Annotated in this window: 23 protein-coding genes and 1 pseudogene; 16 read left to right on the top strand and 8 right to left on the bottom strand. The window is 55.5% G+C overall.

Annotation, left to right across the window (positions count from 1 at the left end):
* Positions 1–40 precede the first annotated feature (40 nt).
* The 10 genes from HMPREF2932_RS05585 to HMPREF2932_RS05545 all read left to right on the top strand — a co-directional run bounded on the left by HMPREF2932_RS05585 (position 41) and on the right by HMPREF2932_RS05545 (position 8,002).
* Positions 41–1,024, top strand: a complete 984-nt coding sequence (locus HMPREF2932_RS05585; protein ID WP_070511577.1) for a F0F1 ATP synthase subunit gamma — start codon at positions 41–43, stop codon at positions 1,022–1,024.
* Positions 1,025–1,027: 3 nt separating this feature from the next.
* Positions 1,028–2,476 carry a F0F1 ATP synthase subunit beta gene (gene atpD / locus HMPREF2932_RS05580; RefSeq protein ID WP_010187062.1) on the top strand — a complete coding sequence of 483 codons (1,449 nt, stop codon included), beginning with the start codon at positions 1,028–1,030 and terminating at the stop codon, positions 2,474–2,476.
* Between the two features lie 10 nt (positions 2,477–2,486).
* On the top strand, positions 2,487–2,855 hold the full coding sequence (locus HMPREF2932_RS05575; RefSeq protein ID WP_049155064.1) for a F0F1 ATP synthase subunit epsilon: 369 nt from the start codon (positions 2,487–2,489) through the stop codon (positions 2,853–2,855).
* Between the two features lie 174 nt (positions 2,856–3,029).
* Positions 3,030–3,515, top strand: a complete 486-nt coding sequence (locus tag HMPREF2932_RS05570) for a DUF2550 domain-containing protein (protein ID WP_070511579.1) — start codon at positions 3,030–3,032, stop codon at positions 3,513–3,515.
* Between the two features lie 23 nt (positions 3,516–3,538).
* Positions 3,539–4,231 carry an endonuclease NucS gene (nucS, locus tag HMPREF2932_RS05565; RefSeq protein WP_049155061.1) on the top strand — a complete coding sequence of 231 codons (693 nt, stop codon included), beginning with the start codon at positions 3,539–3,541 and terminating at the stop codon, positions 4,229–4,231.
* Positions 4,231–4,515, top strand: coding sequence for a hypothetical protein (locus HMPREF2932_RS13060; protein ID WP_080975079.1), 285 nt, complete (start codon positions 4,231–4,233; stop codon positions 4,513–4,515). Before nucS ends, HMPREF2932_RS13060 begins: the two co-directional genes overlap by 1 nt.
* Before the next feature lie 10 nt (positions 4,516–4,525).
* Entirely contained in the window at positions 4,526–4,834 is a 309-nt protein-coding gene (locus HMPREF2932_RS05560; protein WP_049155059.1) for a thiamine-binding protein, read from the top strand.
* On the top strand, positions 4,831–5,775 hold the full coding sequence (locus HMPREF2932_RS05555; RefSeq protein ID WP_070515584.1) for a tetratricopeptide repeat protein: 945 nt from the start codon (positions 4,831–4,833) through the stop codon (positions 5,773–5,775). Before HMPREF2932_RS05560 ends, HMPREF2932_RS05555 begins: the two co-directional genes overlap by 4 nt.
* A 203-nt stretch (positions 5,776–5,978) precedes the next feature.
* Complete coding sequence (locus HMPREF2932_RS05550) at positions 5,979–7,556, top strand: peptide ABC transporter substrate-binding protein (protein ID WP_071409763.1); 1,578 nt, start codon at positions 5,979–5,981, stop codon at positions 7,554–7,556.
* A 47-nt stretch (positions 7,557–7,603) separates the two neighbouring features.
* The gene (locus HMPREF2932_RS05545) at positions 7,604–8,002 is read left to right on the top strand and encodes an arsenate reductase/protein-tyrosine-phosphatase family protein (RefSeq protein WP_070515586.1); all 399 of its coding nucleotides are present in this window, start codon (positions 7,604–7,606) and stop codon (positions 8,000–8,002) included.
* Between the two features lie 91 nt (positions 8,003–8,093).
* On the opposite strand, the gene glgB is transcribed toward HMPREF2932_RS05545, so the two are convergent.
* Entirely contained in the window at positions 8,094–10,214 is a 2,121-nt protein-coding gene (glgB, locus tag HMPREF2932_RS05540; protein WP_071409762.1) for a 1,4-alpha-glucan branching protein GlgB, read from the bottom strand.
* A 126-nt stretch (positions 10,215–10,340) separates the two neighbouring features.
* Here glgB and HMPREF2932_RS05535 point away from each other — a divergent pair, with 126 nt between their 5' ends.
* Positions 10,341–10,673, top strand: coding sequence for a helix-turn-helix domain-containing protein (locus HMPREF2932_RS05535; RefSeq protein WP_070546520.1), 333 nt, complete (start codon positions 10,341–10,343; stop codon positions 10,671–10,673).
* 77 nt (positions 10,674–10,750) lie between these two features.
* On the opposite strand, the gene HMPREF2932_RS05530 is transcribed toward HMPREF2932_RS05535, so the two are convergent.
* The 7 genes from HMPREF2932_RS05530 to HMPREF2932_RS05500 all read right to left on the bottom strand — a co-directional run bounded on the left by HMPREF2932_RS05530 (position 10,751) and on the right by HMPREF2932_RS05500 (position 19,942).
* Positions 10,751–12,451, bottom strand: a complete 1,701-nt coding sequence (locus tag HMPREF2932_RS05530; protein WP_141756287.1) for a hypothetical protein — start codon at positions 12,449–12,451, stop codon at positions 10,751–10,753.
* A 1,318-nt stretch (positions 12,452–13,769) separates the two neighbouring features.
* Positions 13,770–14,012 carry a hypothetical protein gene (locus tag HMPREF2932_RS05525; protein WP_071409761.1) on the bottom strand — a complete coding sequence of 81 codons (243 nt, stop codon included), beginning with the start codon at positions 14,010–14,012 and terminating at the stop codon, positions 13,770–13,772.
* Between the two features lie 74 nt (positions 14,013–14,086).
* Positions 14,087–15,523, bottom strand: a complete 1,437-nt coding sequence (locus tag HMPREF2932_RS05520; RefSeq protein WP_035010194.1) for an MATE family efflux transporter — start codon at positions 15,521–15,523, stop codon at positions 14,087–14,089.
* Positions 15,523–16,584, bottom strand: coding sequence for a PLP-dependent cysteine synthase family protein (locus HMPREF2932_RS13055; protein ID WP_035011700.1), 1,062 nt, complete (start codon positions 16,582–16,584; stop codon positions 15,523–15,525). The genes HMPREF2932_RS05520 and HMPREF2932_RS13055 overlap by 1 nt, the downstream gene beginning before the upstream one ends.
* 18 nt (positions 16,585–16,602) lie before the next feature.
* The gene (locus HMPREF2932_RS13050) at positions 16,603–17,991 is read right to left on the bottom strand and encodes an alanine racemase (RefSeq protein WP_076772194.1); all 1,389 of its coding nucleotides are present in this window, start codon (positions 17,989–17,991) and stop codon (positions 16,603–16,605) included.
* Entirely contained in the window at positions 17,985–18,977 is a 993-nt protein-coding gene (locus HMPREF2932_RS05505; protein WP_046648446.1) for an ornithine cyclodeaminase, read from the bottom strand. The genes HMPREF2932_RS13050 and HMPREF2932_RS05505 overlap by 7 nt, the downstream gene beginning before the upstream one ends.
* Positions 18,974–19,942, bottom strand: coding sequence for a TauD/TfdA family dioxygenase (locus HMPREF2932_RS05500; RefSeq protein ID WP_035010186.1), 969 nt, complete (start codon positions 19,940–19,942; stop codon positions 18,974–18,976). Before HMPREF2932_RS05500 ends, HMPREF2932_RS05505 begins: the two co-directional genes overlap by 4 nt.
* 164 nt (positions 19,943–20,106) lie before the next feature.
* On the opposite strand from HMPREF2932_RS05500, the gene HMPREF2932_RS05495 reads away from it, so the two are divergent.
* The 5 genes and pseudogenes from HMPREF2932_RS05495 to HMPREF2932_RS14000 all read left to right on the top strand — a co-directional run bounded on the left by HMPREF2932_RS05495 (position 20,107) and on the right by HMPREF2932_RS14000 (position 24,839).
* Positions 20,107–21,639, top strand: a complete 1,533-nt coding sequence (locus HMPREF2932_RS05495) for an ABC transporter substrate-binding protein (protein ID WP_035010183.1) — start codon at positions 20,107–20,109, stop codon at positions 21,637–21,639.
* 1 nt (position 21,640) lies between these two features.
* Positions 21,641–22,588 carry an ABC transporter permease gene (locus tag HMPREF2932_RS05490; RefSeq protein WP_035010180.1) on the top strand — a complete coding sequence of 316 codons (948 nt, stop codon included), beginning with the start codon at positions 21,641–21,643 and terminating at the stop codon, positions 22,586–22,588.
* The gene (locus HMPREF2932_RS05485; RefSeq protein ID WP_035010177.1) at positions 22,585–23,376 is read left to right on the top strand and encodes an ABC transporter permease subunit; all 792 of its coding nucleotides are present in this window, start codon (positions 22,585–22,587) and stop codon (positions 23,374–23,376) included. Before HMPREF2932_RS05490 ends, HMPREF2932_RS05485 begins: the two co-directional genes overlap by 4 nt.
* Before the next feature lie 20 nt (positions 23,377–23,396).
* Positions 23,397–23,883 (top strand): annotated as a pseudogene (locus HMPREF2932_RS14005) (ATP-binding cassette domain-containing protein); the annotation flags it as partial.
* 263 nt (positions 23,884–24,146) lie between these two features.
* Positions 24,147–24,839 (top strand): ABC transporter ATP-binding protein, encoded by a 693-nt coding sequence (locus HMPREF2932_RS14000; RefSeq protein WP_371326145.1) that lies wholly within the window; start codon positions 24,147–24,149, stop codon positions 24,837–24,839.
* Positions 24,840–25,042: the final 203 nt, after the last annotated feature.

Raw genomic sequence — 25,042 nt, 5'->3', positions numbered from 1 at the left:
AGAATTAACCGTCTAGAAAAAGAAGGGAGGAGCGAACACCATGGCTAATCTTCGTGAACTGCGTGACCGTATCCGGTCCGTCAATTCCACCAAGAAGATCACCAAGGCACAGGAGCTCATTGCTACCTCGCGCATTACCAAGGCTCAGGCCAGGGTAGAAGCGGCGCAGCCTTATGCACGTGAACTGTCCAACGTGCTTAACAAGCTGGCGGCGCACACGTCCTTGGATCACCCGATGCTCCGGGAACGCGAAGATGCGAAGGTTGCCGCTATTCTCGTGGTCTCTTCGGACCGCGGTATGTGCGGTGGCTACAACAACAACATCTTCAAGAAGGCGGCCGAGCTGGAAGCCCTGCTCAAGAGCGAGGGTTTCGAGACCGTCCGCTACGTGACCGGCAACAAGGGCGTTGGCTTCTACAAGTTCCGTGAGGACGAGGTCGCAGGCAGCTGGACTGGATTCTCGCAGGATCCGACCTGGGAAAAGACGCACGATGTGCGCCGCCACATTATCGACGGCTTCGTCGCCGGTTCGAACGGCCAGGCCAAGACCCGCGAGGGCATTAACGTGGAGGGCGAGACCGTTCGCGGTTTCGACCAGGTACACGTCGTGTACACCGAGTTCGAGTCCATGCTGACCCAGACCGCGCGTGTGCAGCAGCTGCTGCCGGTGGTACCGGTTATCGAGGAAGAGGACTACAACCTGGGTGAGTCCGCGCTTTCCGACGCCGAGCCGAACAATCAGATCACCCCTGATTACGACTTCGAGCCGGATGCGGACACCCTGATGGAAGCGCTGCTTCCGCAGTACGTGTCTCGCCTCCTATTTGCGATGTTCTTGGAGTCCTCGGCCTCCGAGTCCGCCGCACGCCGTACCGCAATGAAGTCTGCAACCGACAACGCTACCGAGCTGGTCAAGGACCTCTCGCGCGTGGCCAACCAGGCCCGTCAGGCGCAGATTACCCAAGAAATCACAGAGATCGTCGGTGGCGCTGGGGCGCTCGCCGAAAGCGCAGAAAGTGACTAGATTATGACTACAGCTCTGCAAGAGCAGAACACACAGTCGTCGGCTACCGCCGGCCGTGTGGTGCGTGTCATCGGTCCGGTCGTCGACGTGGAGTTTCCGCGTGGCGGGCTGCCGGCACTGTACAACGCACTGACCGTCGAGGTGACCCTCGAGGCTGTTGCAAAGACCGTCACCCTTGAGGTCGCTCAGCACCTCGGTGACAACCTCGTCCGTGCCGTGTCCATGGCTCCGACCGACGGCCTCGTCCGCGGTGCCGCCGTGACCGACACCGGCAAGCCGATTTCCGTCCCGGTGGGCGATGTGGTCAAGGGCCACGTCTTCAACGCCCTCGGTGACTGCCTTGACCAGCCGGGTCTGGGCCGCGATGGCGAGCAGTGGGGCATCCACCGCGAGCCGCCGGCTTTCGACCAGCTCGAGGGTAAGACCGAGATTCTGGAGACCGGTATTAAGGTCATCGACCTGCTGACCCCGTACGTGAAGGGCGGCAAGATCGGCCTGTTCGGTGGTGCAGGTGTGGGTAAGACCGTTCTTATCCAGGAGATGATTACTCGTATCGCACGCGAGTTCTCCGGTACCTCCGTCTTCGCCGGCGTCGGCGAGCGCACCCGTGAGGGCACCGACCTCTTCCTCGAGATGGAAGAGATGGGCGTTCTCCAGGACACCGCACTTGTCTTCGGCCAGATGGATGAGCCGCCAGGAGTCCGTATGCGCGTGGCTCTGTCCGGCCTGACCATGGCGGAGTACTTCCGCGATGTGCAGAACCAGGACGTGCTGCTGTTCATCGACAACATCTTCCGTTTCACCCAGGCCGGTTCTGAGGTGTCGACCCTGCTGGGCCGCATGCCTTCCGCCGTGGGTTACCAGCCGACTCTGGCTGATGAGATGGGTGTGCTGCAGGAGCGTATTACCTCCACCAAGGGTAAGTCCATTACCTCCCTGCAGGCCGTCTACGTGCCGGCCGATGACTACACCGACCCGGCTCCGGCGACCACCTTCGCCCACCTCGATGCCACCACCGAGTTGGACCGTGGTATTGCTTCGAAGGGTATTTACCCGGCAGTGAACCCGCTGACCTCTACCTCTCGTATTCTGGAGCCGTCCATCGTGGGCGAGCGCCACTACGAGGTTGCACAGCGCGTCATCGGTATTCTGCAGAAGAACAAGGAGCTTCAGGACATCATCGCCATCCTTGGTATGGATGAGCTGTCTGAGGAAGACAAGATTACCGTTCAGCGTGCTCGCCGTATCGAGCGCTTCCTGGGCCAGAACTTCTTCGTCGCAGAGAAGTTCACCGGCCTGCCGGGCTCCTACGTGCCGCTGGCCGATACCATCGATGCTTTCGAGCGCATCTGCAACGGCGAATTCGACCACTACCCGGAGCAGGCCTTCAACGGCCTGGGTGGCTTGGACGACGTCGAGGCTGCGTACAAGAAGCTGACTGAGAAGAAGTAGGGAGAGGCACATGGCTGACATCACCGCCGAATTGGTTTCCGTCGAGCGCCTGCTGTGGACCGGCAAGGCCACCATGGTGACGGCTGAGACCACCGAGGGTGAGATCGGCGTGCTTCCTGGTCATGAGCCCATGGTCGGTCAGTTGATCGACAATGGTGTTGTGACCATCCACCCAGTCGACGGCGACCGTCGCGTCGCCGCTGTCCAGGGTGGCTTCCTCTCCGTGTCCGAGAACAAGATCACCGTCCTCGCCGATTGGGCCATCTGGGCCCGCGAGGTCGATGAAGCCCAGGCACAGGAAGACCTGAAGTCTGAGCGTGAGTTGACAAGGTCTCGCGGCGAAGCTGCACTGCGCGCCGTACGCCGCTTCAACAGCTAACGGATGAGCGGAGAGGGAACCGACGGGCAGCAATGACCGCCCTTCCCACTTTCACTTAGGAACCCCACAACCTCGCTAAGAGGGGGTGGGGTTCCTTCGTCTTCTCCGCCCCCAAGACGAGTAACTCTGAGCAATGACTAGCGTTGTCTACTCCAACGGCGGTACAATCAACCCATGAATTCTCAGGTGCTTCAGGGGCTAACAATTCTTTTAGGTCTGTGTGCACTGGTCCTTCTGGTTTTCCTCATCCTGGCGGCGGTGCGCTTTTTCACCGTGCGCTCCCGCGGCACGAGCATCCTTTTGCGCCAACTACCGTCGAAGGACTCTCATTCTTGGCGTCATGGTCTCGTGCGCTATGACGGCGAGTATATGAATTACTTTAAGCTTCGCTCCGTCATGCCGCGCGCCAACAAGCGTTTTAATCGCCTCGACATCGAATTGGGTAAGACTCGCCCGATGGACGATGACGAGGCTTCTTTTATGCCCTCGGATCACCAAATTATCCAGATTCGCATCGATGGGCGGGACTACGAGATTGCCTCCGATGCGCAGGGCATTATGGCCCTGAACGCGTGGGTGGAGTCGGCTCCGTCGAAGCGCCAAGAAAAGCTGGACTATCACCAGATGCGCCAACGGGCTACCCGTTTACCTAAGAAGTAGCGCTCAACGATAGGGTAGAGGACATGCGTCTTGTCATCGCCCAATGCTCCGTAGACTACGTCGGCCGCCTCGACGCCCACCTTCCGATGGCGGATCGGCTCATCCTCATTAAGGCCGATGGTTCGGTGTCCATCCACGCGGATGATCGCGCCTACAAGCCCTTGAACTGGATGACGCCGCCGTGCACCTTTGAGGAGTCAGCGATTGAGGATATCGATGGCGAAGACACCGGGGAAAAGCTGTGGCTGGTGGAGAACCCCAAGGGTGAGCAGCTGCGCATCACCATTGCTGCGATCCACCAGGATATCGACATGGAGCTAGGTGAAGATCCGGGCTTGGTCAAGGACGGTGTGGAGGCCCACCTGCAAGAGCTGCTGGCCGAGCACATCGAAACGTTGGGGGAGAAGTACTCTCTGGTGCGCCGCGAGTACCCCACGGCTATTGGCCCGGTGGACATTATGGCGAAGAACGCTGAGAACGAGTTCGTCGCCGTGGAGGTCAAACGCCGCGGGGGCATCGATGGCGTCGAGCAGCTCACGCGCTACCTCGAACTGCTTAACCGCGATGATTTGCTAGCACCCGTGCATGGTGTCTTCGCCGCGCAGGAAATCAAGCCCCAAGCCAGGACACTGGCGGAGGACCGCGGCATTCGCTGCGTGGTCCTGGACTATCAGGAGCTGCGCGGTATCGAATCCAACGAGCTGCGGTTGTTCTAGTGCCACGCCGCAACCGCAGAATCCGCGAGGAGCCGCGCTCGCTGCCGCGCGATGGCAGCGCTTTCCTAGGCTCGCAGACGGTGGCAGGGCCGAGCTGGACCAATGGCGAGCCCTTCATCATGCGGCACGTCGGCAGCGCTGCCGCCCAGAAGTATTACGTCTGCCCAGGATGCAACCAAAACATCCCTCCCGGGGTGGCGCACATCGTGGCCTGGCCACGGGATACCGGTGGGCGCGGTGAGGACCGTCGACACTGGCACCGGCACTGCTGGGACCGGCGGTAGGATGGCGGGCATGATTGTTGCCTTTTCCGTAGCGCCCACTGTCGTGGGCGATGAAAGCGCTGAAATGTCCGAGGCCGTGGCCGAAGCAGTGCGTGTTGTCCGTGCTTCGGGCTTGCCCAATGAGACCAACTCCATGTTCACCATCATTGAGGGTGAATGGGACGAGGTTTTCGCGGTCATTAAGGAGGCCACCGATGCCGTACGCGCCGTGTCGCCGCGCACGAGCCTGGTGATTAAGGCCGATATCCGCGAAGGCGTGACCGGGCAAATCACCCAAAAAGTAGATTCCGTTAACCGTTACCTGGAGGAGAATAAGTGACCGGACCGTACGTAGGAGGAGCCCTCGACCTGGGTGCTATCAAGCAGCAGGCGGAGGCACGGGCGCAAGCCCAGACACAGGCTGCAAGCGCCGGAGCCGCTAGCTCCGGCGGCTCCAGCGAAGGGATCGCGCCCTTCTTCGAGGTCACCGAGCAGAACTTTGAGAATGACTTGGTACGCCGCTCCGCGGAGGTGCCGGTTATTGCCTTGATCGGCTCGCCGCGCTCGCCTGCCTCCGAGCAGCTCAAGAAGGACTTCGAGGAGATGGCGGCCACCGGTGGGCTGAAGTTCATCGTGGGCTACATCAACGCCGATGTCGTGCCCCAGGTAGCGCAGGTCTTCGGCGTGCAGAATCTGCCGACCACCGTTGCCATTGCCGCCGGCCAGCCCGTCACCAACTTCGAGGGTGGACAGCCGCGTGAGAACCTCGAGCAGTGGGTTGCGGCGATCGTCGACAAGCTCGGCCCCCAGCTCAAGGGCCTACCCGAACAGGGCGAAGCAGGGGAGAACCCCGCAGAGGAAGTTGCTGATCCGCGCCTGAGCCTTGCGGAAGACGCACTCAACCGCGGCGATTTCGATTCCGCCATCGCCACCTACGAGGAGATCTTGGCCGCCGAGCCAGACAACGTGGAAATCAAGCAGGCCCGCGATACCACGCTGTTGCTCAAGCGTTTGGACCCAGCTAATCGCAGCGAGGATCCCGTCGCCGCTGCGGATGCCGCCCCGGAGGATGTGTCCAAGCAGCTCGATGCCGCCGACGCGGAGGTTGTCGCCGGTGCCCCTGACCGCGCCTTCGAGCGCCTCATCGACGCCATGAAGCGCACCGCCGGGGATGACAAGGAGCAGCTCAAGACTCGCCTCTTGGAGCTCTTTGGGCTCTTCGACTCCGGCGACCCTCGCGTGCTTGCTGCGCGCACGAAGCTGGCAAGCGCGCTGTACTAAAGACGGCGTAGTAATAGTGCCCGGCTTGTGCTGGGGCCGAGAGTGACCTTCCAGGACTGTCGCGGGTTGAACCCTCAGGATGACTCAACTGAGTCCTCTCTGAGGGTCTTTTGCGTTAAATCTATTATGTGAGTTGAAGCATGCTACATTCCTTCTAGTGTTATCACGCACACTGGTTGTTTAACTCTTTCAGGAGGACTCTCATGCGCAAGCTCCTCGGCGTCGTCGGCGCCGCCTCTCTTGCTTTTACCCTTGCCGCCTGCGGAAGCGACGGCTCCGATAGTGCCGGCGGTGCCAACTATGTTCGCGTTCTGGGCACCGAGCCGCAGCAGGGGCTTATCCCCGCGATGACGAATGAGAACGGTGGCGGATGCATCGTCGACATGCTGTTTTCCGGATTGGTGTACTACGACGCTGACGGCAACGTGCACAACGAGATGGCCGAGTCCATTGACAAGGAAGGGGACAAGACTTACAAGGTCACGCTCAAGCCGGACCTGAAGTTCTCCGATGGCTCCGCCGTAACCGCGGCTACTTTCGTCGATACGTGGAACTACGCTGTAGCCAACGAACAGCTCAATGAGAGCTTCTTCTCCTCCATTAAGGGCTACGGTGAAGGCGTCAAAGAAATGGAGGGCCTCAAGGTCATCGATGAGCGCACCTTCACCATCGAGCTCACCCAACCGGAAAGCGACTTTCCGAGCCGCTTAGGTTACAACGCGTACTTCCCGGTGCCTGCGGCCGCACTGGAGGACCCACAGGCTTTCGGCGAGACCCCGGTGTCCAACGGTCCGTACAAGATCAAGGAATGGAACCACAACCAGAACCTGATCATCGAGCCGAACCCGGAGTATAAGGGCGACCGCGCAGCGCAGAACGACGGCATCGAATTCGCCTTCTACGCCGACTCTAGTGCTGCGTACATGGACCTGCTGGCGAATAACCTCGATGTGCTCGAAGCCAATCCTTCATCCGCTTTCGGCAGCTATGAGCAGGACCTGGCCGGCCGCGAGGAGACCAAGCCGGCTGCCACCTACCTGGAGATGTCCATCCACGTAGAAACGCCTCATTTCAGTGGGGAAGAGGGCACGCTGCGACGCAAGGCAATCTCGATGGCCATCAACCGTGAGGAGATCGCGGAGACCATCTTCCATGGCACCCGCACCCCGGCCCGGGAGTTCACCTCACCGGTGCTGAACGGGTACAACGACAGCCTGCCGGGTTCGGAGAACCTGGACTATAACCCGGAGGAAGCCAAGAAGCTGTGGGCGGAGGCCGACAAGAAGTACGGTGCTTTTGAAGGCACGTTCCCGATCAACTATAACACCGATGGTGACAACAAGGACTGGGCTGATGCGGTGGCTAACAGCATCAGCAACGCGCTGGGAATCCAGGCCGTGGGCAACCCTTACCCGGACTTCAAGTCCTTCCGCGATGCCTACCGCACCGAGCGTATGGACGGCGCCTACCGCACGGCGTGGTTCGCCGACTATCCCTCGATGGGTAACTTCCTTGGGCCAAACTTCACCACGGGCGTAGCTTCGAATGACTCGAAGTACTCCAACCCGGAATTCGATGAACTGATTGTGAAGGCCAACGGCGCCGCGAACGAGGAGGAAGCCGCGAAGCTCTACAACCAGGCACAGGAGCTGCTGCTGCGTGACCTTCCCTCCATCCCGCTGTTCTACCCGAACGTGGTCGGCGGGTGGTCGGAGAACGTCCAGGACGTGACATTCAACTGGAAGTCCCTGCCGGTGTACTACGCGGTGAAGAAGAACTAGGGATCTGGTCCTACAGACACACCGCAATATGACTAAAGTGCGGAGGCATGACCTCCGTACTTTTTCTTTGCAATACCAACCGGGGCAAGTCTCAGATGGCGGCTGCCTTAGCTAGGAAGCATGCGCCCGATTGGGAAGTTCACTCTGCAGGCGTAAAGACCACTGAACAGCACCGTGAGCAGGGGGTGAACGCTGAGGCGCAGGCTTCCCTTGCAAAGGTCGGAGCGGACATGGAAGGTACGCCGACGCTGCTTGATGCCGGCCTCGCGTCTTCGGTGGATCACGTCGTCATCGTCGGTGATGCCGACTATGACGGAGTGGCTGAGCGTTGGGAGATTGAGGACCCGTCCGTGCGTGGCCTAGAGGGAGAAGCGCGTATGGATGCGCTGCGCGATGACATTGATGCTCGCGTAAGAGCTTTCCTTGATGGTCACGCGCAGGACTGAAAACTGAAACTGCCTGAGTTGCCAAAACTAGGGGCTGGAATTCGATCCCAGCGGTGATCTTTGGCAACTCGGGCAGTTGTATTTTGAGAAACTAGCCACGGAAGGCATACCACTGCACCGAGTTGGCCGGCAGGTGCAGCTGTACGTGGTTGCCTTCGGAGCGCACGTGGTGGGCAAGGTCGTTGCCAGCGCCCTGGTAGACGGCGTCGTCTGTGTTGATGACCAGCTCCCACTCGCCATCGCGCGGCACCCAGAGGTCATAGTGGGGCACCGAGCTGCCGGAGAAGTTGCACACCGCCAACAAGGCGGAGCCGTCCTTGCCGTAGCGGACGTAGCCCAGCATGTTGTTATTCGAGTCATCAGCCTTGACCCACTGGAAGCCATCCTGCGTGAAGTCTTGTGTCCACAGGGCCGGCTGTTGCTTGTACACCGCGTTGAGGTCGCGCACCAGGCGCTTAATGCCGTGGTGCCACTCGTTGCCCCAGCCCTCCAAGTTGGACCAGTCCACAGAGTGGCCCTCTGCCCATTCGGTGGTCTGGCCAAACTCCTGGCCCATGAACATCAGTTGCTTGCCCGGGTGGGAGAACATGTAGCCGTATAGCGCACGCAGGCCCGCGGCCTTATTCCAGTCATCGCCCGGCATGCGCTCCCACAAGGAGCCCTTGCCGTGCACCACCTCGTCGTGGCTAAAGGGGAGCACGTAGCGCTCCGAGTAGGCGTAGACCATGGAGAAGGTGAGCTCGCCGTGGTGGTAGCGGCGGTGAATCGGTTCGTGTTTGAAGTACTCCAGGGTGTCGTTCATCCAGCCCATGTTCCACTTCAGGCTAAAGCCCAGTCCGCCCTCGTGGGTCGGTGCGGTCACGCCCGGCCAGGAGGTGGACTCTTCCGCGATGGTCAGCACGCCCGGGTGGGTGCGGTTCAGGGTGGCGTTGGTTTCCTGGAGGAATTGGACGGCCTCAAGGTTCTCGCGCCCGCCGTAGATATTGGGCAGCCATTCCTCGCGGGAGTAGTCCAGGTAGAGCATGGAAGCAACGGCGTCGACTCGCAGGCCATCCACGTGGAACTCCTCAGCCCAGTACAGGGCGTTAGCCACGAGGAAATTGCGCACCTCGTTGCGGCCGAAATCGAAGACGTACGTGCCCCAGTCAGCCTGTTCGCCGCGGCGCGGATCCGGGTGCTCGTAGAGTGCCTGCCCATCGAAGCGGCCCAGCGCCCACTCATCCTTGGGGAAGTGCGCGGGAACCCAGTCAACGAAGACGCCGATGCCTGCCTTGTGCAGGTCGTTGATGAGCGCGCGTAGCTCGTCCGGGGTGCCCCAGCGCGCGGAGGGAGCGTAGTAGCCGGAGACCTGGTAGCCCCAGGATCCACCGAAGGGGTGCTCGGCTACAGGTAGCAGTTCCACGTGGGTAAAGCCATGCTCCAACAGGTAGGGGATGAGCTCTTCGCGCAAGGTGTTGTAGTTAGCACCCACCTTCCAGGAACCGACGTGAAGTTCGTAGACGCTCATCGGGACGTCGAGGTCGCCGTTGCGCTTGCTCATCCACTCCTCGTCGCTCCACTCGAAGCTGGAGCGGGCCACCACGGAGGCGGTCTCCGGCGGGGCGATGGTGCGCTTGGCCAGGGGGTCGGCCTTGTCAATGCGCGGGGAGTTCTTGCCATGGACCGCGAACTTATAGCGCTCGCCCTCGCCTACACCCGGGATGAAAACCTCCCAAATGCCCGTGGAGCCGAGGCAACGCATGGGGTACTGGGTAGGGTTCCAACCGCAGAAGTCACCGACCACGGCCACGCCTTCCGCGTTGGGTGCCCACACGGCAAACGCCGTTCCTTCGACCTCACCCAAGTCGGTGGTGTAGCTCTTGAGGTTGGCACCGAGCACTTCCCACAAGCGCTCGTGGCGGCCCTCGCCGATGAGGTGCTGATCCAAGGTGCCCAGGGTAGGCAGGAAGTGGTAGCCATCCGCTACCTCGATGGCGGGCTGGCCCGGATAGGTGATGCGCAGGCGGTAGTCTGCTTCCTCTGCGAGCGGGGCCTCCCAGATATCATCCCCAACCGCGCGCATGGCGACGGTTTCAGTGGCGGTGACGAGCTCGACGGCTTCAGCACCGGGGCGGCGAGTGCGGACGGTTCCGTCGTGCCACCCATAGAAATCATGGGGCGCGTGGTGGCGGCAGTGGTTGAGGCGTTCGAGGTCTGAGGCCGGGATGTTCATACAGACCAAATTACCGAACAACGCCCGCTCGCGGGGCCTAAAAGAAACCCCGCGCTTCCCTGTGGGGTTATTTTTTCGCCTCTACTAGACTTACAACGCAGTACCTACACACAAAGGAAATAGACCATGGCACGTCCCGTGACCGTGCTGCCGCTGGAGTACTACCCACACTGGCCTGAGCGTAGAGCAGCGGATACAGCACGTATCACACAAGCACCCCACGTGGAGAGCGTGAGGCTGGCTGTTGCGCGCTTAAGCGCTGAGCGTGAAGCCCGTGGCTTGTCCTGGCGACAGTTAGATGCACTGACCGGTGTTAACTACGCGACACTGCGCAAAATCGTGACAGGCGAGCAGTGGCCGCGCGCTGAGCACCTTGCAGCGTGTGAGTTAGCGCTGGGATTACAGCTCTGGCCGGCACTTGAGGTCGTACAGGACAGCCTTGCGCAGTACCGGAGATAAGAACCTTTACCAACAACGCGAAAACACCCTGTAGCAGCCCGCTACAGGGTGTTTTTATGCTCTGATGAGCCTAGTGATTACTGCGCATCTACAAGCTCCTCGGACGGCGCTGTAGCAGCCTCTGCGTCAGTGTTAGCCTCAGCTTCTGCAGCAGACTCTGCCGGAGTGTTCTGCTCTGTCTTCTCAGACTCAGTCTTCTTAGAAGAAGATTCGGTCTTGGCCTTCTCTACCTTTGAGCTGAGCTTGCCCAGATCAGTATCCTGACCAGCTGGGGTCTTCATCATCGGATCACACTGGTTAGCAATGTAAGCGATGCTACCGATGATGCCAGCCAAACCCGCCAGGACAGCACCAGCCTGCAGCACACCACCGCTACGCTCCCAAGCACGTGCCAGATCAGGGTTGTAGATACCGATTTGCTTCTGGATCTGCGTGTTGAGGTCCTTAATGCCAGGGATGTTGAGCTGAGTCATCACCATCAGCGGAATCGACAGCAGAGCAGGGATACCCGCAGCGCCTGCACCTGCAACGCACTTGGTCAGTGCATCAGTGCGGTCTTCGACAGCAGTCAGGCGAGACTCGATCTTGGTGATACGGATATCAAGGTTGGTGATGTCGTTCTTGATGTTGGCGATATCATCCTCAAGCTTCTTATCAGTAGCCTTGAGGCCATCAATTTCCTTCTTGAGGTTATCGATCTCGTCCTTGACCTTGTTGAACTCATCGCGGGACGGCGATTCCTTCGCCTCCAGAGCTGCGATCTTGTCGCGGATGTCCTTGAGGTTAATAACCCATTCGGTGCCGTCGTTACGGACAACCTTGTAGTTACCGTCCTTCTCGCGCTTCACGTCCACGACGTAGTTGTCGAAGACGTTGAAGGTGACAGACTTACCATCCGGCGTAGTGATGGTCACAGTGTGATCGGGTGTGCCCTTGTTGGACTCAGTGATCTTCACCTGATCAAGCGGAACCTTCTTGTCCTTGCCGTCGATGGTAATGACGAGGTTGCCCTTGCCGTCAGTCTTAATGTTGGTCACGGAGCCGGAAGTATCGATGTTGCCCTTGACCTCATCGCCGTTTTCACGGATCAGCGTGTAGGTGCCGTCGCCGTTGTCGCGGACTTCCTTGATCACGGCGTCTTCGAGCGCATCGATGCGGTCCTCAAGACCATCGACGCGACCTTCAAGGTCATTGAGATCCTTTCGCAGATCCTTGATCGCGTCAGTGTTGTCGTTCACTGCGTCTTCGAGCGGGCCGACCTTGTCGGTGATGTCCTCGATCTTCTTGTTGAGATCGTCCTTCACCTTGGCGAGATCTTCGGGGGAGACAGTGTCCTTCTTGTCCAACTCAGCGAGCTTGTCGCGGATGTCCTTCAACTCAATGGTCCAGGGCTTGCCATCAGAGCGCGTGACTACGTAGTCACCCTTCTTGTCCTTCTCTACGTTGGTGACATGGAGGTCCTCTGCGGGAGCCGGGGTCGGAATGTTCGGGTTGAAGTCCGGGTCTTTTTCAGCCTCAGCCTTCATATCCTCAGGCACAATAAACGCGGCATTGTAATAGAGGTACCACTGGGTGTCTTTATCAGTAAACAAGCTGTCGTTACTGGCATAGTACATGAGGTAGTTGGCCCAGGTGTTTACGGCCCCCGCGTCTATTACGGCAATGCGCGGGAATGTGGGCTTACCAGTGAACCCCTTTTCTGGAGTAAATGTTACTTCTTTCTCACTGAACTCCCAAGTACCTTGTCCGTCAACCACGGCCTTGTTGCCAACAGACATGATGTTTGTCGACGGGTCGTTATAGTCTGTATCACCGGGTACGGAGACGTTGGAAGGCTGTCCCAATCGAGGGAAACGGTAAAAATCGGTTGTTGTTCCCTCTAATCCCTCAGCTTCTGTTCCGAAATACACATCCACTTCTGGCAAGGCACCTCGCCATACACCGTTATCGTCTTTACTCACTGAAACAACAGGCGTGTTCAGACGAGTAGCTTCGATTGGCCATACGTAGAGCTCGCGTACTTGTTTGCTGATTGTGTCTGTTAGTTCAATTCGAATACCGGTCCAGCTGCGTTTTACTCCGGGCTTGTAATTAACGGTCAGATCGCCCCCTGGAGATAGGTTGATTGAATCAAAGCCATCGAGTTCATCCTGAGACCTGTCTTCTGGGAGTTTTGCCGTCGTGTTTTTACCATCCTCAACAACATTGTTGATGGTGAAACTACCTTTTTCGACATCAGAGTGTGAAACGACTACAGCATAGTTTGTTGTACCTGGTCCACCAGGGGTTTTCTCCCAAACAGTTTTATCGAAGACGGGGTAGTCTTTACCGGTCTCAATGGTCTCAGCAGCAGATGCGACGGCAGTCACACCTTCAACACCAGCAATTTGCGGAACTGTTACGCCACCGAAAGACACACCTGCAGCGAGCGCAATAGCCAGGGTCTTACGAGAAAAACGAATTTTTGCCATGGACATGGCGAAACCTCCAAAGAAAAGAAGTGGATAAAACGTAGCTGTCCCGCACTACATGCAGGAAAGTGTCATTCACCTTGAAAGGGTGAATAACAATTAACAGCTAACAATTACATTACCTTTGGGGATAACAATTCACAATGCGCTACATAAAAATGTATGCCCGCCATTTATTGCTGACATATAAATACGCCCCGATAGAAGTATCTACCGGGGCGTATTGTGTGGTTGATATTGGATTACAACCTGTTATATTCCCTCTTCTCATGAAGGGTTGATATTCGAGTTCACGGCTCTACCAGGTGTTCAGGCTGGTAATGAGTAATCGGTTACAACCGAAAAGTGTGAACAACAATTACCAACATTGACACGTTATCACACCGTATATGCGGTGCGCTAGGGGAGTGCGCAACAAAACGGTAAGCAGCAAGAGCACAGTCGTAATGGTGCTGCTGTGACGCCGTTGCCGTCCAGTAGGGGATCGCTACCGTGCCTGCTCTAGAGGCCCTGTCACTACACAGTGCATTACATGAGCCATTCCATGCGCTGTTTCGTTGCGCTGTGTACTAGCTACCTCACTACGCACTACATCCGTACATCTATTCACCACTACATCGCCCACTCAGCTGCGGTGGAAGGCGAACCAGGACGCCAGAGCGATAACCGAACCGCCCACAAGCGCTGCGACCAGGTAAATCAAGGCAGCCTTGAGGGAGAGCTGGTCATCATTGAAAATCTCGTAACGGTCTTCGTCGGTGAACTCGCCTGCGAGCCGGTTTGTGGAAAACTCTGTAGTTTCGTCAAAAGCTGGCGAAGCCTGTTGGGCTTCGCTGCATGATGAGGTGTCGGCCTGCTTGTCAACCATGCTTTTAAGTGTTGCACACGAACGTGAACGACCGGATACCTGCGACGTGGATATCGCTTTGAGGGACGAGTTCTTTAGAGTTTCACGGTAAGGTCTTTACGCGTCGCGAGAAGGAAAGCTCTCCAAAGGATTATTGAAGAACTGGCAAGCCCGATGACCAATCCCCACCACACCCCGTGAGGCCCTAGACCGATGGGAAAAGCAAGTATTAAAGCAGCTGGCAAACCTATAATCCAATAACCAGTGAGGGATGCCTTCAAACCAGTAGTGGTGTCGCTAATCCCGCGCAGGAGACCGATAGCTATGTTTTGTGCAGTATCGACAAATTCCATCACTGCGCCAATAGCCAACAACCCCAATGCGATGCTTAATGTCTCGGTGGCATTGGATTTCTCGGAGCTGCTTATAAATGGGGAAAGTACGAGGCGGGGAGCGCAAAGAAAGCTGACGGAAGCAACAGCAACGATGGCAGCCATCATCGTTTGAGTTCGAATGCCGACTTGGCGTGCAAGGGAGTTGTCATTCAGACCCCAAGCGCGACTCACAAGAATAGAGCTGCCGTGGGAGAACCCAACACCAATCTGGAAAACAATAAAGGTTATTTGATAGACGACGTTGTGCGCTGCGAGTGCTTCTGTGCCAAAGGATCCCATGACCATCGCCAGCACAGAAAACATGCCCGCTTCGGCTCCGTAGGTTGCTGAGACTGGAAGCCCCAGACGAAGCTGAGTGCGGACGAGGTGACGGAGCCTTCCGTGCATCGTGTCTCCGTCGGCACTCCAGAAATCGAGGGCAAGAAAAGTTGAGAGGTCGGGATCTCGGATGGTGATTCGCAGATAAATTAGGGCCGACAATAAATGAACCAGTGTGGTGGACAGTCCAATGCCTAGCAGACCCAATGCAGGAAACGGCCCGAATCCAAAACCGAGCGCGTAGTTCAACGCTGCATTCACTACGATCATCGCCACGGTTATGTGTAGTAGCGATTTTGGTTTGCCGAGGCCTACACAAAACTGACGGGAGACTTGGAACCACAAACAAGGAACAAGACCTGGCGCGAGCAACCACATCATGGAAGTGGCTGCGGAACTAATCTCAGCGGACTGGCCGAAAAACGGTAGGGCGTAGGCAATCGCCATCAGAACCAGTGCTCCCACTAGACCGCTGACAGTTGCTAATAGCCAGCCGGCGCGTGAGAGGTTGCGAATTTCGCGTTGCAGCGTAGCGGCAGATAGTTCGGAGTCCGCTCGCTCGCGAGATTTGCTTTCGTAGAGTGAATGAGCCGACGCAATTCTATTGCCCAGCGGTGTTAATAGGCCCACGGCCATTGTGCGTATCTGGTTAAACCACACAACTGCCAAACCTCCGCCAGCAAGAGCCCCGAGGCTAAGTTGGCCCATCATGAAAGTGTCGGTGGTTGAAATTGCGATATTCGCAAGCTGTGTGCCGGCAAGGGGAAGAGACAACGCCAAAATCTGGCGGTTTAGTTTCTGAGAGGTAGCTCCGGGCACTACTTTTCCTTCGACCATGAAACTCGTGTTGAATTTAGCGAAATTGGGCTTTCCCCAGCGCGCAATGACATAACTTGTTCCCAAATTTTGTCCTCGAGGGCGACATCGAGTAAACCACGTTCGGACATCCACTCATCGTTGAATACGGTATCTAGATACTTTTCCCCTCCATCGCACACCATGGTCAACGATGTAGAGCCAGCGGGAAAGCCCGGCAGGAGCTCGAGGGCTGCTATTACGGCTCCGCCAGCAGATCCTCCCAGTAGAAGCCCCATGTGCTTTCCGATTGTTCGGCATGCAGCGAAAGCTGCTTTGTCGGATACCTTTGCTCCGTAGTCGAGTAAGTCGTAGCGAACTGAAGTGCCGATAACTGCACCTTCGGGGGTGCCCGTTCCAGATTGCCAATAGTCGTGTCCAGGAGCACCGAATGCAATGGAACCTTCCGGTTCGACGCCTATAATAGTGGGACGGTGTCCCAATTGATGGAGACGTTCAGTAACTCCAAAGAGGCTTCCACCTGTGCCTACGGCACTAATGATATGAGTCGGACTTTCCCCAAGATCATTCAAAATTTCATCAGCTGCAGGGTAATAACCCATCGAGTTTGCGACATTGTCATGCTGCTTCATGAATACCCAGCCGTGTTGTTTGCCGAGCTCCTCAGCATGGTTTTCTCTAGCCGATGTGGCGAGCGAATCGTCATCTTGATTGGAAACGAAGCACATCTGTGCATTCATTGCACGCATGGAGTTCAATTTATCTTTACAAGAATGATTATCGACGACTGCTACGAAGTCGTATCCGCGCTCAAGTGCAAGAAGTGCTAAGCCCTGTCCAGTATTACCGGAAGTCGATTCAACGATAGTGCCATGCTCTTGAAGTCGGTTATCCTGCTCTGCCGCCTTAATCATCGACTGGGCCATCCGGATTTTCGCACTTCCAGTTGGGTTGAATTGCTCGAGCTTAAGCAAAACGCGACTTTTCTGGGGCGTACAGACAAGCTCGAACAGAGGAGTATTGCCAATGAGTTGAGACATCTGCGTATAAATTCTTTTTGGCATCTTTATTTGGCCTCTGTTCTAGCGATCTTCCGTGATGGTCATGGTGACAGGATTAAAGGCGTATTTCTGAGGAATCCGATATCCGTGGAAAGCAGACTCGTTCGAGTCCATTTGATACCCGGCTGTGTCGGGATAGACTAGGAAATCTCCAGGTCGAGGCCTGTCGGGGAGTTGAATCATTCTTTTGCTGAGATAATCGCTGTCTAAGCACGTTGATCCGGAAACTGCTGTTGCGGTAGCTACTCCCGAGTCGATAATGACTCCGTTGCGCACAAGGTATGGGTCCGGATAATACTCCGAGTTGAACCATTGCTCTGAGAGGCTGAGACTAGTTCCACGTACGACAGTTACTGTCCGTGCAGCATTGGGCAATGCGTGACACGAAAGAACAGGAAAGAAACTAGCACCCGCGAACTGGCATAAAGACCGTCCAGGCTCTGCCAAAATCTTTATGTTGTGACGATGAGCGCGCTGAGCCATGGAGTCCGAGCTGCGTCGAGTGGACTCCATATCTCGACGTGTCAGTGGGCGATGTTGATTAGCTATAAACCGTAGTGAGTATTGTCCGGATAAAGGTGATCCGAACGGATATTGGTCTTTAGGTTTATCCGAATCTATGAACATTTCGTTTTTTAGTCGAGATTGCAGGTTTCGCCAGACTCCATACTCGACTGAGCTTGTGGGAAATCCACCTCCAATGGAAATAGTGTCGGCCCGTGGAGACAGGGAGCGCACCTTGAGTAGGGTGTCGATTGCCAGATGCGACATGTTTATCCTCTCGTGGAGGTCATAACCGTTGCAGTGGAAACTTAGGCCGGTAATTTCGATGTTGGCACGGCCTTGGCTAAGACGAGCGGTTAGAGACAAGGCGGTATCGATGCTCATACCAAACCGTGTGGAGGGGGTTTGGTTCGCAATCCGGAGAAGAACTCGGAGCTGATTAGGCGTATCGATTTCGTCGACAAATTGGGAAATTATTCTTGAATCTACTTCATTGGAAATCGTTAGAGTTGCATCGTGGCAAACTGCCAAATGGATAAGTTCTCGACTCGGTGTAGCACCAGTAATGATTAATTTATTTCCTGGTACACCAGCGGCCAGAGATGATTGGAACTCTTCGACGCTGGCGACATCGATTCCACTGTCGAAACCACGAAGAGCACTCAGTGCTATCTCGCGACTGAAGTGCGCGGACTTATTTGCCTTTTTGCCAAACCGGATACCGAATTTAATGCCGACTTCCTTAGCGGTTGTATGCCAGGCTGAAAGTGTTTGAGCAAATTGGTTTGGGCAAAGGACATGAAAAGGGGTGTCGGAAAGCTCAGCAATGAAGTCAAGTTTCCCTGAGCCAATCAGAGCCGTTTGCCAGCTTGGAACATCAATCTTGCATGATATGGCACTTACCACAGGGATATCTCCGTCCCGAATCCCTGCTTAAGACCTTCCTTGGCGAGGATTTGGCCGACAGCGATATCGGTTAGAACTAGTCCGCTGTTATAGCAAAACGTAGTTTCGTCAATACGAGGCAGTTTGCGCCCTTTGCGGAGCAAATCGGATAGTTCGGCATGGACATTCGGCAACCGACCATCGGTGTCAGCGTAATCGCGACCGGTAACATTCATCTGTTCGATACTCGTCGTGATGACTCTGCTCGCTTGATGACAGATATCAGGGGCGATTCCGTAGCCCACAACAACGACGGTTGCGTGCCGGGGAATATCGGATGCTGTGACAGTACAACGAGTCTCAGGTCCAGCGGCCCCGATAATGAGATCACAGTTTGAACTCACAGTTGTAGGATCGTCTACAATCTTGATTCTTATTTTTCGGCCAAGCTTCACTGCTGCTGTTGATGCAATCTTGGCGCCTTTCTCTAGTCCCACGCTGTGGCTGCCGGCGAGATAAATCGTGTTTAATGTTTCAAAGGTTTCAAGGAGAAAAGGGGCTGCGTTTTGTCCTTGGGTTCCCGAACCGATGATGAGAGCGCTCTGAGGAATTGCACCAGCATACTGTGCCAATAGCGCTGAGACTGCCGGGGTTCTGAGAGTTCCTGCCGCAGCGCCGTCGAGAAGTGCAATAGGATATCCGCTGGAATCGTCGTACAGTGTGAGGGTCGTGTAATAGCTTCTATCCCTGGCGCTTTGTTGGTGAGTTTTGCTCCAATGGGTATAGGAAGTCTTGAATCCGACGGAATTTGAAGAACGACTTCTGCCGACCATCGAGTAACTCACGCTTTCAGGTACTTCAACTTTGATTTTCCCTGGGCACAGAGTTCCTGGCTGGTCGAGCTCGATGAGAGCGGATTTCACCGACTCGAGTACGGACTCGGGTGAAATTTTTATTTGAGCTAATTCTGATCTGCTGAGGACGGTCAGGTTAGTTCGCTGTTTCATAGGATTTCACCATCCATAAATCGGATGTGTTGGCCGTAGCCGGGTTCGTTGATTTCATTGATGGGGCGTGTGTTTTTGGTTCCCATAATGTTGATGCGTAGCATCCAGCGGTCGGTCCCGTCGTAGTTGGCTACGAAAGGTACTCGTCCGTGGGCGCATCGGTCATTGTTGATGATGACCATCTGACCTGGCTTTATAGGCACCGTATAGGTGACAGTGTGAAGAGCCTGTTGAAGCTTCTCAAATGCCTCCCACCACTGTAAGGTTCCAGAATTTTTGTCTGTGTAGGCGGGGTCAAACCTCATGCCTAAATTGCCATCAGTTTTCCAGATTGATGTCATGGCAGTAGGAGCTGCATATTCGTAATCACCGTAAGATGCATCTGGAATAATGATGGCTCCGTCCCCGGTTAGAATTTTTTTCGAATCTACATCGAGTAGATGCCATGCTTCATCGATGGGGGCCAGCGTAGTGCCGACATTTTTGGGGTTACGAAGACCAAATAAAGCGAAGTGCGTCGCGCGCCGCGGATGAAAAGCATCTTCCGTGTGCAGAGTCAATGTGGTGTTGCTGCTGGCGCCAACTTGCTGGTTCTCCTGGCCGCGGGTCGGCACCAAGTCTGTGGTGATACGGCCTTTCTGCTGTCCGAACCATCCGAATGGGCGACCGACAGCGCTAGCGATAATCGCAAGAACGAATCTCCAGGTTCGGACCTTGCCAACGCATTCCTGCCACGTGGCTGGGGTAGGTCCGTGAACTGCAGGGAAGGGAAGTCCATGGATGGAAGTGGCATGGGCAGTAGGGGAGAGCAGAATTAGTTCTTTCAGTTCCTCCAGCTCATCAGTCAAAAGATGATTGATGGCATTGTACGAGTCGGGAGAGTTAATCTTCTGTGTCGCAGCCAGTTCGTCGGCAGCTTTAACGATCCTGTGTGAGAGTTCTTGGCTCAGGTGCAAATTCTGCATGACAAAGAGATTAGGTGAGGGTAACCTATGCTGTAAAGGGTGACCTAGATAATTATTCTTAAAAGAATTTCGTTAGTAGGCTTGCCTAAGCTTTACTGCTGCTGTAGTTGTTAGTAATGTCTTTTCTCCTGTGGGCAGTCTTTCTTAGAGATTAAGGAACCATCATGACCAATTTTTCTCGACGCCAATTCCTCGCTGCAATGGCAGTTATTGGGACAGGCACTTTTCTGACGGCGTGTACGTCACGAGAGTCGACGGCAGGGGATGGGGCTGCCAGTGGGGATGAAGTCGAAAACGTTAATGTGCTGCGTGTTGGGGCTCTCGGGAAAGCGGCAAGCGCTCAACGAGACCCTTACCAGCTTTTGCCTAATGATTCAGATATGCTTATTAGCTCCCTGATCTGGGAGGCTCTGACGGTGCCGGGCGAGAAAGAAACTGTAGTGCCACGCCTGATGCAGGAATGGAAACAGAATAATCCGACTGAGTGGGAATTTATGATTGCCGACGGTGCTACCTTCCATGATGGTTCCTCGGTCACATCTGAAGATGTCGTGTGGTCGTTGAAGAAGATGCTTTCGGATGAGGAAAACTCATTCCGGCTTCCAGTGATGCCTGATAGCATTCGTGCTGCTGGAGCCAACGTCGTTGTGATGGAAACTGCGGAACCGAATTCACAGCTTCCGATGCTTGCGCGATTGATGACCTTCGTGATGAAGAAGGGTTCTTCTGCTGAAAAGCCCATTGGATCGGGGCCGTTCCAGCTGGTCAGTTGGGAAAATGGTTCTGCTAAGCTCAAGCGTTTCGATAACTATCACGGAACAGTAGCAGGAGTTGCTGAGGTCCATGTCATTCCATTTGAAGACTCCACCGCAATGACTAATGCGCTGTTGTCCGGGCAAATTGACTTAGCTCAAGCTGCGGGTCCTATTGCGGCCCGATCCGTCGAAGGAAATGAAGATATAAAGATTGTGCGCCGGATGAATGACTCGGTTATTCCACTAATCATGCGTACCTCAGATGGGCCTTTCTCAGATGTGAAAGTTCGTCAGGCGCTGCGCCTTGCAGTTGATCGGGAGCAAATCATCCAACGAGCTCTCTCCGGTTATGGAACCCCTGCAAACGACATTCTTGGAACGGCAGATTCGAACCTGGATTCTTCGTTAGTGCGTAAGCGTGACGTTGTGAAAGCGAAGAATCTCCTCCAAGAGGCAGATTTTGACCTTGAGAAAACGTATGACTTGTACGTTACCCCTGAGGCTCCGGGTCAAGTAGAGGCGATGAAGGTTATCGCTGATCAGGTGAAAGAAATCGGCATGACTCTCAATGTAGTGGAGCAGGATTCGGGTACTTTCTACGACGAGACATGGACCAAGGCAGACCTATATTGTGGCTATTGGGGAACTAACGATTCCGTGCTCTTCTTCGCCGGGAAGGTTCTCGACGGTGACGCGGCCTCTAATGAGACCGCATTTGATGATGCTGAATTCAACGAGATCTATGACCAGGTACTGGAAAGCACCGATACTGAGAGAATTAACCAGCTAAGCCGCCAGCTGCAGAAGATTGAGTTCGAGCGATCCGGGTATCTGGTCTGGGGTGCATCTGACGGAGTCGATATTGCGAGAGCTAATTTGAGTGGTCTGCCTAAGGCTCCAGGCTATGGTCGTGTCCTTCTTGAAACCGTCCAGAAGGCTTAGTGTGCCAGCGGAAATCGCGCGTTGGCTTATTCCTCGGCTGATAATTCGTGGAGGCTTACTTTTCGCAGTTCTCGGACTTGTTTTTGTAGCGATTGATTGGCTGCCCGGTAATGCTGCCTCCGCAATCTTGGGCGCAAACCGGACCCCGGAAGCTCTGGCAGCGCTAGAAAGAAACCTGAATCTTGATAAGCCGCTTATGGCCCGCTTCCTGAGCTGGCTGGGAAGTGCGTTTGCGGGCGACTTTGGTACTTCCGTAAACGGAGTACCGATTATTAATCTGCTGAGTTCAGCGCTGCCTGTGACGCTGGCAACAACTGGTATGGCATTTTTAGTCACTGCTGTTCTTTCGGTAGCAATCGCCATTTTTTGGGCTTCACGTGCTGAAAAACCCTGGATTTCGCACATTATTGACCGATCGACAGTGGCATTAATTGCGCTACCAGAGTTTGTCGTTGGTGTGTTTCTGGTAGCGGTATTCTCTCTCTGGCTTGGTTGGTTTCCCGCGGTCACTATCACCGCGGAAGGCTTGCCAACCCAGATAAGTATGTACGCATTACCGGTTATGGCGCTGGTAATTCCTCAGGCGGCCTGGAATTCGAGAATGCTTTTCGCAGCGTTCGAGGATGCTTCTCACAACACTGCGGTCCGCAATGCTGAGCTAAACGGAATCGTGGGAAATCAGCTGGCACTTCGACATATCCTGCCGCTATCCGCACCGACATTTGCTACTTCAATGGCTACAACAGCAGGTGTTTTGGTAGCAGGGACAGTCACAGTCGAAGCGTTATTTAACCATCCTGGAGTGGGGCTTTTGGTGTCTAATGCAGTCGCGCAACGGGATATCTCGGTGATTCTTGCCGTACTTGCTGTAACAGGGGCGATCATATTGGTGTTGCTGACTGTGGCAGATGCAATAAAAGTCGCATTCACCCCGAAGGTGCAACTATGATTCGAAGGTTTTTAGCGGGGGCCTTTATCGCCCTAGTGTTAGGCGGACCGGTCGCTGCTGGTTTGTTTGGCATTGAACTGTCGGCGCATGGCGTGCCCTTCGCTAACGGTAACGAGGAGGGTTTCCTAGGAACAGAACACCTGGGGAGAAGCGTGGGCGCTGCAGTGCTTGTCGGTGGCCGGTCCTTGGTCGTAACTGCAATTATCGTCGGTTCTTTGACCACGGCATTTGGCGCTCTATTCGGTATCTTGGGGTCGCTAAAGCCAAAACTGGGCTTCTTTATTGAAGCAGTGGCGGATGTCACCATCTTGGTGCCCGCAGTAATTCTTTTGCTTTTAACCGCAGTCTTGTATCCCAATGGTGGGCTACCAGCGCTTATTGGTGTTTCGGTTGTGGTGGGTACGCCTTATGCTGCCCGTGTGGTCGCCACCGCCACCTATCCCGTTGCTAACGCTGGTTATGTTCAGGCTGCGCTGGGCAGTGGCGTATCGACCGTCTCGATAATCTTGCGGGACATCATTCCCAATATTTCCGCAGTACTTCGTTCGGTATGGAGTCTTCGCATTATCGAAGCGCTGTATGTGCTGGCTACGGCGAGCTTCCTTGGGGTCGGGAGAAGCCTCGGTGAGTTTGCATGGTCAGCGATGGTGCGGGATAACGCGAGTGGAATATCACTGAACCCCTGGTCAGTACTTGCACCAGCCGCCGCGTTGGCAGCGACATCGATTGCTGTAGTGGCCCTGATTAATGGGAGGCAGAAGGAACCGAAGGATGTGCCGAGCTCGTGATTGATGTAGATATTTCCGTGATGCAAAGCGGGCACGTTATCCTACCCCGCACAGTGCTCACTGCCCGAGCGGGTGAAATTACGGTTTTAACTGGGGTGAGCGGCTCCGGGAAGACCTCACTTTTAAAGGCATTGATTGGTGCGGTACCGGAGAGATCGGAAGTAATTGGTGAGGTTTCTGTCGAGTCCAGTGAGTGGCGAGATGTAAACCCGCTGGAGCTTTCATCATGTGAATTAGCTCATTTTCGCCGTGAGCACATTGCTTTCGTAGGACAGGATCCGGGCGCCGAGTTGCCACCATTGATGTCAGTAGCCCGGATGCTCCGGGAGCTAGCTCCAGCGGCCGACGTTGCAGCGTTGCTGCAGCGTGTAGATCTTCCAGCCAGCATTGCTTCCCGACGTATTCACCAGCTTTCTGGTGGACAGCAGCGACGGGTGGCACTGGCTCGGGCACTATCGCGTTCGCCTGAAGCCATCGCTCTTGATGAGCCCTTCGCCGGCCTTGACTCCGATACTTCGACGGTAATCGCTCATCTGCTAAGAGGCCTCGCGGATAGTGGCGTTACGGTCATTTTCACCGCCCACCAGGTTCCTAAGCTTGCGATTTGCATTGACTCGGTCGTGGCTGTCGGGAATGGAACGGAAAAAAGCGATTCGATCACCCAGCGCGTGGAACGCCAGAGTGTAGAGACGACTTCTGGCCACAGCCCGCGTTCAGTAACGAAAGGCATCCAGGTCACAGAACTCTCCAAAGCCTCGATTGGTGAATCTATGCCGGGGGCGGGGGCAGGGGCGGGCGCGTCTCCAGTCTTAAGAGTTTCCAACCTGAGCTGCGTGAATAATGAACGCGTGACTCTTTTTCAGGGCCTCTCTTTCGCTGTACAGCGTGGCACTATGGTTGGGGTCAAGGGACCGTCGGGAAGCGGAAAGTCGACACTACTTCGGTGCCTAATCGGGCTAAACCACGCAGAGTCGGGTGAGATTGAATGTGCTGGTGTAACTCGTGAAGCTAAGCGTACATGGCCACGGAAGAATCGTTTGATGATGCAGATAGTTCCGCAGGATCCTGCCTCTACGTTGAACCCGAAAATGACCGCGCTCGATGCCGTAGAGCGTGCAGCCCGGGTGTCGGTAAGGGGACGCCGTGACGCACGCCGAGCGGCAATAGATTTACTCGATAAAGTCGGTATCGATAAGCAGCTCGCACAGCGTAAGCCAAGTGGACTCTCTGGAGGGCAGAGGCAGCGTGTTGCAATCGCACGTGCTCTAGCCGTGCGCCCAAAGCTCCTGCTCTGCGATGAAATTACCTCGGCGCTTGATTATCAAGCAGCGACCAAAGTGATGAGCGTTCTGCAAGAACTCAACAGCGAGGGAATGGGCATAGTTCTAGTCAGTCACGATGATGAGCTGCTGCAATCGTATTGCTCCACGGTTATCCCAATTGGAACTGCAGCTGTGGGTTGAGACCAAAGCCCTGCTATTCGGGCCTTGGTCCCCTCCAGACCTTAAATAGGCAGCATCTTGAAGATCGGGCGCGGGATGTGCTTCAGCACCATCATCACTCTGTAGTGGCGTGCAACTTAATTGACACGTTTATTGCACAGTTAAGTGGTGTGTCACTACATCGACCACTTTGTTGCGACCGGCTATTTGGTAGCAGTGTCGTG

It is taken from the genome of Corynebacterium sp. HMSC074H12, from assembly GCF_001813755.1.
Classification (GTDB): domain Bacteria; phylum Actinomycetota; class Actinomycetes; order Mycobacteriales; family Mycobacteriaceae; genus Corynebacterium; species Corynebacterium hiratae.
The sequence above is the reverse complement of the archived record's forward strand: the minus strand, read 5'-3'. Positions and strand labels throughout refer to the sequence as shown.

Coding starts and splice junctions, on each gene's coding strand:
- HMPREF2932_RS05585 (WP_070511577.1), top strand. CDS start 41: ATGGCTAATCTTCGTGAACTGCGTGACCGTATCCGGTCCGTCAATTCC.
- atpD (WP_010187062.1), top strand. CDS start 1,028: ATGACTACAGCTCTGCAAGAGCAGAACACACAGTCGTCGGCTACCGCC.
- HMPREF2932_RS05575 (WP_049155064.1), top strand. CDS start 2,487: ATGGCTGACATCACCGCCGAATTGGTTTCCGTCGAGCGCCTGCTGTGG.
- HMPREF2932_RS05570 (WP_070511579.1), top strand. CDS start 3,030: ATGAATTCTCAGGTGCTTCAGGGGCTAACAATTCTTTTAGGTCTGTGT.
- nucS (WP_049155061.1), top strand. CDS start 3,539: ATGCGTCTTGTCATCGCCCAATGCTCCGTAGACTACGTCGGCCGCCTC.
- HMPREF2932_RS05560 (WP_049155059.1), top strand. CDS start 4,526: ATGATTGTTGCCTTTTCCGTAGCGCCCACTGTCGTGGGCGATGAAAGC.
- HMPREF2932_RS05550 (WP_071409763.1), top strand. CDS start 5,979: ATGCGCAAGCTCCTCGGCGTCGTCGGCGCCGCCTCTCTTGCTTTTACC.
- HMPREF2932_RS05545 (WP_070515586.1), top strand. CDS start 7,604: ATGACCTCCGTACTTTTTCTTTGCAATACCAACCGGGGCAAGTCTCAG.
- glgB (WP_071409762.1), bottom strand. CDS start 10,214: ATGAACATCCCGGCCTCAGACCTCGAACGCCTCAACCACTGCCGCCAC.
- HMPREF2932_RS05535 (WP_070546520.1), top strand. CDS start 10,341: ATGGCACGTCCCGTGACCGTGCTGCCGCTGGAGTACTACCCACACTGG.
- HMPREF2932_RS05530 (WP_141756287.1), bottom strand. CDS start 12,451: ATGTCTGTTGGCAACAAGGCCGTGGTTGACGGACAAGGTACTTGGGAG.
- HMPREF2932_RS05525 (WP_071409761.1), bottom strand. CDS start 14,012: ATGGTTGACAAGCAGGCCGACACCTCATCATGCAGCGAAGCCCAACAG.
- HMPREF2932_RS13055 (WP_035011700.1), bottom strand. CDS start 16,584: ATGCCAAAAAGAATTTATACGCAGATGTCTCAACTCATTGGCAATACT.
- HMPREF2932_RS05505 (WP_046648446.1), bottom strand. CDS start 18,977: ATGAAACAGCGAACTAACCTGACCGTCCTCAGCAGATCAGAATTAGCT.
- HMPREF2932_RS05500 (WP_035010186.1), bottom strand. CDS start 19,942: ATGCAGAATTTGCACCTGAGCCAAGAACTCTCACACAGGATCGTTAAA.
- HMPREF2932_RS05495 (WP_035010183.1), top strand. CDS start 20,107: ATGACCAATTTTTCTCGACGCCAATTCCTCGCTGCAATGGCAGTTATT.
- HMPREF2932_RS05485 (WP_035010177.1), top strand. CDS start 22,585: ATGATTCGAAGGTTTTTAGCGGGGGCCTTTATCGCCCTAGTGTTAGGC.
- HMPREF2932_RS14000 (WP_371326145.1), top strand. CDS start 24,147: ATGCCGGGGGCGGGGGCAGGGGCGGGCGCGTCTCCAGTCTTAAGAGTT.